The sequence below is a fragment of the Bacillus sp. AY2-1 genome (genome assembly GCF_008368965.1).
Lineage (GTDB): Bacteria > Bacillota > Bacilli > Bacillales > Bacillaceae_G > Bacillus_A > Bacillus_A thuringiensis_S.
The window spans coordinates 1-9457 of the sequence record NZ_QPEL01000094.1 but is presented as its reverse complement, the minus strand read 5'-3'; the positions used below and the strand labels follow the sequence as shown (position 1 = coordinate 9457).

Genomic DNA, 9457 nt, shown 5'->3' with positions numbered 1-9457 from the left:
AAAATAAATAAAAAAATAAAACGTTTTCATTTATTGAAGAGTTATTAGTAATTTTCGTATGTTTTCTTAGAAAAAGAACAATAAAAATTGTAAGCGCTATTTTAAATTGAGATAGAATCTGTTATCATTCATTAATGAAAACGTTTGCGCCTTAAAAAAGAGAAAAATGAATTATGAATGAAATGGGGTAGCATAATGGAAAAACAATGGTGGAAAGAAAGCGTAGTATATCAAATTTATCCTCGTAGCTTTATGGATAGTAACGGTGATGGTATAGGAGATCTTCAAGGGATTATTTCAAAGCTAGATTATTTAAAAGAGTTAGGGATTGATGTGATTTGGTTATCACCAGTCTATGAATCTCCAAATGATGATAATGGTTATGATATAAGCAATTCTAGTATAATTAAGAAAGAGTTGGTAAGAATTGATGTGTTTTGTTAGCTATTAGTTAACACCAATCTATGTGATGATAATGGTTATGATATAAGCGATTATTGTAAGATTATGAACGAGTTCGGAACAATGGAAGATTGGGATGAGCTATTACATGAAATGCATGAACGTAATATGAAATTGATGATGGATTTAGTTGTTAATCATACATCTGATGAACATAAGTGGTTTATTGAATCACGTAAATCAAAAGATAATAAATATAGAGATTACTATATATGGCGTCCTGGAAAAGAAGGGAAAGAACCGAACAACTGGGGAGCTGCTTTTAGTGGGTCTGCATGGAAGTACGATGAAATGACGGATGAATATTATTTACATCTGTTTTCTAAAAAACAGCCGGATTTAAACTGGGATAATGAAAAGGTAAGACAAGATGTTTATGAGATGATGAAGTTTTGGTTAGAAAAAGGAATTGATGGATTCCGCATGGATGTGATCAATTTTATTTCTAAAGAAGAAGGATTACCAACTGTTGAAACAGATGAAGATGGCTATGTTTCAGGTCATAAACATTTTATGAACGGTCCAAACATTCATAAATATTTGCATGAAATGAATGAGGAAGTATTATCGCATTATGATATTATGACGGTTGGTGAGATGCCAGGTGTAACGACAGAAGAAGCCAAATTGTATACTGGAGAAGAACGAAAAGAGTTGCAAATGGTATTCCAATTTGAACATATGGATTTAGATTCAGGAGAAGGTGGAAAGTGGGATGTAAAACCATGCTCACTTCTTACTTTAAAAGAGAATTTGACAAAGTGGCAAAAAGCATTAGAGCATACCGGATGGAATAGCCTTTATTGGAATAACCATGATCAGCCTCGCGTTGTATCTCGTTTTGGTAACGATGGAATGTATCGCATTGAATCAGCAAAAATGTTAGCGACAGTTCTTCATATGATGAAGGGAACGCCATATATTTATCAAGGTGAAGAAATCGGAATGACGAACGTTCGATTCCAATCAATTGATGAATATCGAGATATTGAAACGTTAAATATGTATAAAGAAAAAGTGATAGACCATGGTGAAGATATAGAAAAAGTAATGGAGTCTATTTATATAAAGGGTCGTGATAATGCTAGAACTCCGATGCAGTGGGATGATCAGAATCACGCTGGATTTACAACAGGTGAACCTTGGATTACTGTAAATCCTAACTATAAAGAGATTAATGTGAAACAAGCAATCCAAGATGAAGGTTCAATTTTTTATTACTATAAGAAATTAATTGAGCTACGCAAAAATAATGAAATAGTTGTATATGGATCATATGATTTAATATTAGAGAATAATCCTTCTGTTTTTGCTTATGTAAGAACATATGGAGACGAAAAACTACTTGTTATTGCAAACTTTACTGCGGATGAAAGTGTATTTGAAATGCCTGAGGATATTAGTTATAGTGAATCAGAATTATTTATACACAATTACGATGTAGAAATCGGATCGATAGATAACATTACATTACGTCCGTATGAAGCGATAGTATTCAAATTGAAATAAGAAAAATCCTTATGCCACCTTGGCATAAGGATTTTTTGGATTACCATTTTAATATGGAGAATCCATATGGAGGAAGTGTAACTTGTAATACACTTGCTTCCGCTGAAAATTCTTCATTTGTATAAATGTTAATTATTTTCTTACCAGTAACATGAAGAGGGAGTGAAACTGTAACTTCACTATTAGTAGGGTTTAAAACGAAAAAGATAGTTTCATCCTCATATGTTTTCGTATAAGAAATATAATTATGTTCATCATTTGCTTCGATGAATTGAAAAGTACCATGTCCTCCAAAAGCTTCATGTTGTTTTCGTAATGAAATCAATGTTTGTATATGTGTAAATAATGCATGATCTTGTTCTTTAGTATCCCAAATCATACATTTACGGCAATCGGGGTCCATACCACCATCCATGCCGATTTCATCTCCGTAATAAATGCATGGAGAGCCGATGAAAGAAAGATGGAATACATAGAGCAATTTCAACTTATTTTTATCTCCGTTGCATGTTGTTAAAATTCTTGGAGTATCATGGCTATCTAATAAATGAAAGGCTGCTTCATTTACATTCATAGAGTAGGAATGTAGAGATTCTGTAATTTGCTTCATGAACTCACTTGCTTTAATGGAATCGTTAGCAAAGTAAGAAAGTAGAGCGTTTGTAACAGGGTAGCTCATGACAGCATCAAATTGATCGCCTTGTAGCCATGGAAGGGCATCGTGCCAAATTTCTCCCAAAATATATACTTCAGGATTTAATGTCTTTATTTCAGTTCGGAATTCTCTCCAAAAATTGTGATCGACTTCATTTGCGACATCAAGGCGCCAGCCATCTATATTAAATTCTCGTACCCAATAACGTCCTACTTCAAGTAAGTATTCTTTTACATCTGGATGAGCTGTATTTAATTTAGGCATATACGGTGTAAAGGCGAAAGTATCATAATTTGGAAGTGGCTCGGTTATAATTGGGAATTCATGAATGTGGAACCACTCTTTATATGCGGACTTCTCACCGTTCTCTAGTACGTCTTGAAATTTCTCGAAAAAGTATCCACTATGATTAAACACAGCATCGAGCATTACTTTTATACCGTGCTTATGACATTCTTCAACGAGCTCTTTGAAAGTTTCTTTCGTCCCAAATTGTGGATCAATTTCCATATAGTCAATTGTGTCATATTTATGGTTTGAATGAGCTTTGAAAATAGGTGTGAAATATATTCCGGAAATGCCAAGCTTAACAAGGTAATCAAGGTTTTGAATAACACCAGCAAAATCTCCACCGAAAAAATTAGTTGGAGTTGGATTCGTACTTCCCCAGGGAAGAGTGTTTTCTGGATTCAGCGTACTATCGCCATTAGCAAATCGTTCAGGGAAAATCTGATACCAAATGGTGTCTTTAATCCAAGATGGTGCTTTGAATACATCATCTGCATGAATAAATGGAAAACAGAAAAAGTTACCAACATCATCATTTGGAATGTTAGAAAAGAATCCTCGCTCTGTATAAATAAGAGTGTCTGTTTCAGATTTTAATTCAAACCCATAACGTAAGCGCTTAAATTTGGGTTCGATTGAAATGGACCAATAATCAAATAATGCAGTAGAACCCGTTTTTTTCATGGGTGTACTTGATGATATCCATTTCCCGTCTTTCCATTCGTAAGGATCACCGTAAATAAGATCGGCGCTTTGAATATCATCTCTCTTAGTACGTACTCGGATGTGAATTGTTTGTTCATCATAAGCGTATGCATAATTATCTTTCGGCCTATGATAAATGGCTTCTTTAAACATATAGAAAATCCCCCTTCAATATCTCTATACATAGTATTCCCTTAAGTGTAATAATAAAGCCTATATTGCAAACGATTGCCTTTCTCGTAGCTTTAATATTGCTTATAAGAGTAGTATTCATTTCATATAAAGTCAATGTATAAAGAGTATAATGACATAATTTTTAAATTAATATTTGCAAAATGAATAAAAGAATGTATAATGATAGACAAATAGCGCAAACGTTTTCATAGACTTGAGATATTGTTTGCGCTTCAATTAAACTATTAAATGCAAACGTTTTCAGTTACTGAGGTACATAGACAATTTAGGGAGGTTTTTGGGATGAAGAAAGCATTATCATTATTAACGGTTTCAGCATTATCTATTGGTATGTTATCTGCATGTGGACCGAAAGATTCAGGGGAAAAAGAGGAAAGTAAAGCGAAAAAAGACTATGACCTTCTTGTTTGGGAAGATGAGAAAAAAGGTGTGGGTCTAGAGCCAGCGGTGAAAAGTTTTGAAAAGAAATATAATGTGAAAGTAAAAGTTGAAGAGGTTCAGATGACGAAACATAATGTGAAAGTAAAAGTTCGTCTCGACGGTTCAGATGACGAAACAAATAGAAAAACTTCGTCTCGACGGTCCAGCTGGCACAGGGCCAGATGTTGTAACATTGCCACATGATCATATTGGTAATGCGGTAACAGAAGGGCTACTTTCAGAAGTGAAAGTAGATGATACAGTAAAAAGTAAATTTACAGATTTATCAATAGAAGCACAAACATATAACGGAAAAATATACGGTTTACCAAAAGCGATTGAAACACCAATCTTTATTTATAATAAAAAAATGATGCAAAAAGCACCCGAAACGATGGATGAACTGTTTAACTTCTCAAAAGACTTTACGAAAGATGGAAAATACGGATTTTTAGCACTAGGAGATAACTTCTACTTCGCTAATGCATTTATGGCAGGTATGGGTGGTTATGTATTTGGTGAAAAAGATGGAAAGCCAAATGCAAATGATATTGGATTAAATAATAGCGGTGCGGTACAAGGTGCTGAATATATTCAAAAATGGTACAAAGAAAAGTTATTCCCGAAAGGTATTATCGGTGAATCTGGTGGTTCAGCTGCAGATGGATTGTTTAATGAAGGAAAAGCAGCATCTATTATGAATGGTCCATGGGCATTCCAAGCGATGGAAAAGGCTGGAATAGATTATGGTGTTGCTCCAATGCCGAAATTACCAAATGGTCAACCGATGAAAACGTTCGTTGGTGTAAAAGGATGGCATGTAACAAGCTTCTCTAAACAAAATGATTTAGCTACAAAATTTACTGAGTGGGTTACAAATGAAGAAAATGCTAAAATTCGCTTTGAGAAAACGAAAGAAATTCCACCAGTAAAATCAGTAATGGAAGATCCAATCATTAAAGAAAATGAGGCTGCAAAAGCGGTTGCGACGCAATCGGAAAATGGAATTCCAATGCCGAATATTCCAGAAATGCAGGAAGTTTGGAAACCAGCTGGGGATGCGCTTCAATTAGTTGTATCAGATAAAGAAGCACCAAAATCCGCACTTGATAGTGCAGTGAAACAAATTAAAGGTAATATTGAGGCAAATCATAGTAAGAAAAAATAAGGTGAAATTCGTGCCTCTAATATGAGGGGCACGAATTCTCTCCCTTCCATGTGGGAAGAAAAAAGGGGGAAGGAACATGCAAACATCTATGGAACCTGCAAAGGGGTTAAACCATTCAAAGCATAGGAAAATGGCAACCGTGTTATCAATCATTCCGGGCATGGGCCAAATATATAATAAACAATTTGTAAAAGGTCTTATTTTTCTAGTATTAACAGGTTCATTTATTGTAGCCTTTGCTGATTTATTAAATATGGGATTATGGGGCATTGTAACGCTCGGTACAGAAGTTCCACGTGACCATTCTGTCTTTCTATTAGTAGAAGGGATTTTGGCACTTATCGTTATCGCGTTTGGGCTCGGCATATATGCATTTAACTTATATGATGCATATCAAAATGGAAAGAAACGTGATATAGGAACACCGTTAAATTCTGTAAAAGAGCAATACCGTAATTTGTTAGATCAAGGCTTTCCTTATTTAATGGTTTCACCAGGTTTTCTACTACTTATCTTTGTTGTCGTATTTCCAATCATCTTCGTAATTTTAATTGGATTTACAAACTATGATTTATATCATTCTCCTCCAGCTAAATTAGTAGATTGGGTGGGTTTTAAAAACTTTATTGATATTTTCACATTACCGATGTGGAGAGATACATTTTTAAGTGTATTTTCTTGGACTGTCATTTGGACATTCGTTGCAACAACATTACAAGTTGCACTTGGTATTTTTTTAGCGATTATCGTAAATCAGCCTGGTATTAAAGGTAAGGCAATTATTCGAACAATCTTTATTTTACCGTGGGCTGTTCCAGCATTCGTATCTATTCTTGTATTTGCTGGTATGTTTAATGAAACATTTGGAGCAATTAATAACCAAGTATTAGCTTTATTCGGGATTGAAAAGATTGCTTGGATGACAGACCCGTTTTGGTCAAAGATTGCTTTAATTATGATTCAAACATGGCTTGGTTTCCCGTTCGTCTTTGCAATGACAACAGGTATATTGCAATCGATTCCAGGAGAATTATATGAAGCGGCTACAGTAGATGGAGCAACTGCTTGGCAACAGTTCCGCAAAATTACATTGCCACTTGTGTTATATGCAACAGCGCCAATATTAATTACGCAATATACGTTTAACTTTAATAATTTTAGTATTATTTATCTATTTAATAACGGAGGACCTGCTGTGTCTGGACAAAATGCAGGTGGAACGGATATTTTAATTTCATGGATCTATAAGTTAACGATGACTTCGGCTCAGTACGGCAAAGCAGCAGCTCTTACAATGATTTTATCGTTAATTGTTATTACAGTTGCGTTATGGCAATTTAAGAGAACAAAATCATTCCAAGAAGAGGATATGATGTAAATGAATATTAAACGACAAAAGATGCTACGTCTTTCATTAAGTTATTTAGTTATCTTCATAATGTGTGCGATTATTTTCTATCCATTACTATGGATAATTGGCTCATCGTTTAATCCAGGGGATAGTTTATCTGGGTCAAGTATTATTCCGAAAAATGCCACATTAGATCATTATCGCAAGCTACTTGATCTCGATTCAAGTAATTACTTACTTTGGTATAAAAATACTTTGAAAGTTAGCGTAATGACGATGATTTTCTCTGTACTAGCCATTAGTTTTACTGCTTATGCATTTTCGAGATATCGTTTTGTTGGAAGAAAGAATGGTTTATTAACATTTTTAATTTTGCAAATGATCCCGAATTTTGCAGCGTTAATCGCACTATATATATTAGCTCAGTTAACAGGATTACTTGATACACATCTTGCATTAATTTTAATTTATGTGGGCGGAGCAATTCCGATGAATACATGGCTTATGAAAGGGTATTTTGATACGATTCCGAAAGAGTTGGATGAATCAGCTCGAATGGATGGAGCAGGGCATTTCCGTATTTTCTGGCAAATCATTATGCCACTTGCAAAGCCAATCGTAGCGGTTGTAGCGTTATTTACTTTCATTGGTCCATTTACAGATTTCATTTTAGCGAGTATTATTTTGCGAACACCAGAAAATTATACTTTGGCAGTTGGATTATATGAAATGGTTGCGAAGAAATTCGGTAATGAATTTACAACGTTTGCAGCGGGTTCTGTGTTAATTGCGATCCCGATTTCAATTTTATTCCTATCACTACAAAAATATTTTGTTTCCGGTTTAACAGCTGGAGGTACTACAATGAAATATTTTGTTTCCGGTTTAACAGCTGGAGGTACGAAAGGATGAAAAATGGGACATTACGTCCCATTTTTCTTTTCATCTCCCCATAAATAACTTTATAGGGAGATGAAAAGAGATTTGACATCACATGCGAAAAGATGTCAAATAAATAGTATATTATAGTATAGGAAAAAATAGCTATATCCCTTACAATACATGAAGAGGGAGAATAGGATTAGTTTTGCAAGATATAAGAAATAAAAATTTATGACTTGCAATGAGTGCGAGATAAAATATATGAAAAATGGCAGAGAAATGAGAGGAGGGGGATTTTTATGACAGTTACAATTAAAGATGTGGCGAAGCAAGCGAATGTTGCACCATCAACAGTTTCTCGTGTAATTGCTGATAATCCAAGTATAAGTGAAAAGACAAAGCGCCGTGTTAGGAAAGTAATGAGTGAATTAGGGTATCATCCTAATTTAAATGCGAGAAATCTTGCGAACCAAACGACGAAAACACTTGGCCTTGTTATGCCAAGTTCTGCAAGTAAAGCTTTTCAAAATCCATTTTTCCCAGAAGTTATAAGAGGGATTAGTTCATTTGCACACGTAGAAGGTTATGCGCTTTACATGTCGACAGGTGAAACGGAAGAAGAAATTTTTAATGGTGTCGTAAAGATGGTACAGGGACGCCAAATTGGTGGCATTATTCTTTTATATTCAAGAGAGAATGATCGGATTATTCAATATTTACATGAACAAAATTTCCCGTTTGTTTTAATAGGAAAACCATATGATCGAAAAGATGAAATTACATATGTAGATAATGACAATTATACAGCTGCAAGAGAAGTGGCAGAATATTTAATTTCATTAGGGCATAAGCAAATCGCGTTCATTGGTGGTGGATTAGATTTACTTGTAACGAGAGATCGTTTAGCTGGTATGAGTGATGCCTTGAAATTAGCAGACATTGTATTACCAAAAGAATATATTTTACATTTTGATTTTTCGAGGGAAAGTGGTCAACAAGCGGTTGAGGAATTAATGGGACTGCAGCAACCGCCGACGGCAATTATGGCAACGGATGACTTAATTGGACTTGGTGTGTTAAGTGCTCTTTCTAAAAAAGGATTCGTTGTACCGAAGGATGTTTCTATTGTAAGCTTTAATAATGCTTTATTATCAGAAATTGCGAGCCCTCCACTTTCGACAGTTGATGTGAATATTTATCAGCTGGGATATGAGGGAGCAAAAGCTTTAGTTGATAAAGTAGAGAATGCAGAATCCACTGCAAAGTGTATCATTATTCCTCATAAATTACTAAAACGTCAAACTTGTGATCATTATGCATAAAAAAGCTAAGAGTTTAACTCTTAGCTTTTTTCTTTAGAAAGGCTTCTAATCGGTCGCAGCCTTCTTTTAAAGTTTCAATACTATACGCATAGGACAAGCGAAGGTAGCCTTCACCGTATTCAGAGAATGCTGTTCCAGGAACTACAGCTAGTCCAGCTTCTTTGACAAGATCAAGTGCAAAATCAAATGATGAAGATGTCAAATGACCAACATATGGGAATAAGTAAAATGCACCTGTTGGCTTTTCAACTGTTAATCCCATTTGAGTGAGTCTATTATATACGTAATCACGGAGTATCAAATGCAAAATCAAATGATGAAGATGTCAAATGACCAGGAATAAGTAAAATGCACCTGTTGGCTTTTCAACTGTTAATCCCATTTGAGTGAGTCTATTATATACGTAATCACGGCGTTTTTTATATTGGTGGCGCATCATTTTGGGTGCGTCTTTAGCTGCTGTTAATGCTTCAATTGCAGCGTATTGAGCGATTGAAGTA

The 9457-nt window shown here is 34.8% G+C and carries 4 protein-coding genes and 3 pseudogenes; 5 read left to right on the top strand and 2 right to left on the bottom strand.

Annotation, left to right across the window (positions count from 1 at the left end; genetic code table 11):
- Positions 1-195 precede the first annotated feature (195 nt).
- Positions 196-1971: pseudogene (locus DN403_RS21075) on the top strand (glycoside hydrolase family 13 protein).
- A gap of 40 nt (positions 1972-2011) precedes the next feature.
- Here the strand turns inward: DN403_RS21075 and DN403_RS21070 are convergent.
- The gene (locus DN403_RS21070; protein WP_000471787.1) at positions 2012-3772 is read right to left on the bottom strand and encodes an alpha-glycosidase; all 1761 of its coding nucleotides are present in this window, start codon (positions 3770-3772) and stop codon (positions 2012-2014) included.
- A 324-nt stretch (positions 3773-4096) separates the two neighbouring features.
- Between DN403_RS21070 and DN403_RS21065 the strand changes: the two are divergent.
- The 4 genes and pseudogenes from DN403_RS21065 (at position 4097) to malR (ending at position 8957) form a co-directional block, all read left to right on the top strand.
- Positions 4097-5402 (top strand): annotated as a pseudogene (locus DN403_RS21065) (extracellular solute-binding protein).
- 76 nt (positions 5403-5478) lie between these two features.
- Positions 5479-6780 carry a maltosaccharide ABC transporter permease MalC gene (malC, locus tag DN403_RS21060; RefSeq protein WP_001194983.1) on the top strand — a complete coding sequence of 434 codons (1302 nt, stop codon included), beginning with the start codon at positions 5479-5481 and terminating at the stop codon, positions 6778-6780.
- Positions 6781-7665, top strand: coding sequence for a maltosaccharide ABC transporter permease MalD (gene malD / locus DN403_RS21055; protein ID WP_149185720.1), 885 nt, complete (start codon positions 6781-6783; stop codon positions 7663-7665).
- 269 nt (positions 7666-7934) lie between these two features.
- A complete protein-coding gene (gene malR / locus DN403_RS21050) occupies positions 7935-8957 on the top strand; it encodes a maltose operon transcriptional repressor MalR (protein ID WP_149185719.1) in 1023 nt (340 codons plus the stop codon).
- A 13-nt stretch (positions 8958-8970) separates the two neighbouring features.
- On the opposite strand, the pseudogene DN403_RS21045 reads toward malR, so the two are convergent.
- Positions 8971-9457: pseudogene (locus DN403_RS21045) on the bottom strand (aminotransferase class I/II-fold pyridoxal phosphate-dependent enzyme); the annotation flags it as partial.